Source organism: Arthrobacter sp. C152, assembly GCF_054890965.1.
The window spans coordinates 1-465 of record NZ_JBTZSU010000108.1 but is presented as its reverse complement, the minus strand read 5'-3'; the positions used below and the strand labels follow the sequence as shown (position 1 = coordinate 465).

Sequence of the window (465 nt, the reverse complement as noted above, 5' to 3'; positions counted from 1 at the left end):
GAACTGGTCACCGCCGTCGCCGAACGCATCAAGCTGATCGTGGTCCTGATCCAGAACCACGGCTACGCGTCCATCGGCTCCCTCTCCGAAATGCTGGGATCGCAGCGGTTCGGCACCCAGTACCGGGAGCTGGACGAGGAACAGCACAGCTTCGACGAGGGCGAGACCCTGCCCGTGGACCTGGCCCTGAACGCCGAGTCCCTGGGCGTGAAGGTCATCCGGATCGAACCCGGCGAGAAGGTCATTGCCGAACTCGAACAGGCCATCCGCGACGCCAAAGCCGCCCCCGAAAACGGCGGCCCGATCCTGATCCACGTCGAATCCGACCCCCTGCTGGACGCACCGTCCTCCGAATCCTGGTGGGACGTCCCCGTCTCCCAGATCTCCGAACTGGGATCCACCAAGCAGGCCTTCCAGACCTACGTCGACCACAAGTCACGCCAGCGCAAACTGCTCGGCTGACCC

The 465-nt window shown here is 64.7% G+C and carries 1 protein-coding gene; it reads left to right on the top strand.

Annotated elements, in window-relative coordinates; all coding sequences use genetic code 11:
- Window positions 1–462: thiamine pyrophosphate-dependent enzyme (locus ACYSM9_RS21925; RefSeq protein ID WP_461859053.1), on the top strand; the 462-nt coding region annotated here is incomplete at its 5' end.
- Window positions 463–465 lie beyond the last annotated feature (3 nt).